The 1,159-nt window shown below is 41.9% G+C and carries 1 protein-coding gene; it reads left to right on the forward strand.

All coding sequences use genetic code 11. The features are described from left to right. Nucleotides 1-568: 568 nt before the first annotated feature. On the forward strand, nucleotides 569-1,159 hold a 591-nt coding region (locus J5224_RS28980; protein ID WP_264628540.1), incomplete at its 3' end, for an alkaline phosphatase.

The following is a 1,159-nucleotide window of genomic DNA, read 5'->3' on the forward strand; positions in this document are numbered from 1 at the left end:
TGACAAAAATTTAGTAAAAAAGTATGGTTTTATTTTTTTTGTATGTGTCTTTGGCTGTTTTTTATTTATCTGTTGTTTGTTTGTTAAATTCTATCAACGCTGTTATTTAAGTTAAAAAAATACTATATCCATATACTGTATAAGGATAATGGATTTTTTCGATATGCCATTATTAGTATTTTCTATATATCTCGTTTTTCTCCCTTGTGGCGGTGATTTATCTGATTGAAGGGCGGGGCGGACACGGAATTTCAGACGAGATTATTTTAACGAATATTGATGATGATCATAAATAGCGTGGATTGAAATACAGCACATCGTTATGTAATTATATTTATAACGGTGTGCTTAATCTACACAATTTATTTATCAAATGATAATTGTTTTTGTATCAGCCATTTTTCCACATGGCTCGAATTAAGGGATGAAATTTCAATGTCAACGCAAACTATCGTTATGCGCGTCAAGAAAATGTCATAAAGTGCAGGTAATGTGTCGGAGAGTTTCTAATTGTTACGTTATATCATTACACAAGGAATTTCTCCATGCGAAACTCTCCACCGCATTATTGGTTCTTTCTATTAGCGCTGTGCTCTCGCCCTGGGCGATTGCGCAGGGCTCGGCACCCGCAAAAGCGAAAAATGTGATTTTGCTTATCAGCGATGGCGCGGGGATCAACACCTGGCATGCTGCAAGCTATTATCGGCACGGTGCGTTGGGGCACGAAGTCTATGATGACTTTGATGTCAAACTGTTTGCTTCCACCTATCCGCTTAACACCTCTAATGTGCCAACCCGCACGATGGATAAGTCTGTTACGTTTGATGCCGATAAAATTTGGAACAAAGACAAAGTAGACAGCACTTTTCAGGGCAGCTTGGGTACATATCCGGGCTACTTTGCCGGTTATGAATACCTGCGCGCGGATTTTACCGACAGCGCTGCGGCAGCAACTGCACTGGCCTCCGGCCACAAGACCTACAACAACGCCATTAACTGGTCCAACGATGACAAAAGGCTCAAGCATATTGGTGAATATGCCGTAGAAAACGGCAAAGCGTTGGGGGTGATCACCTCTGTGCAGTGGAGCCATGCGACGCCAGCGGGTTTCCTTGCGCATAACGTTAGCCGTAACGAATACGCCGCTATTGGCAAAGAG

This window comes from Candidatus Symbiopectobacterium sp. NZEC135, from assembly GCF_025962695.1.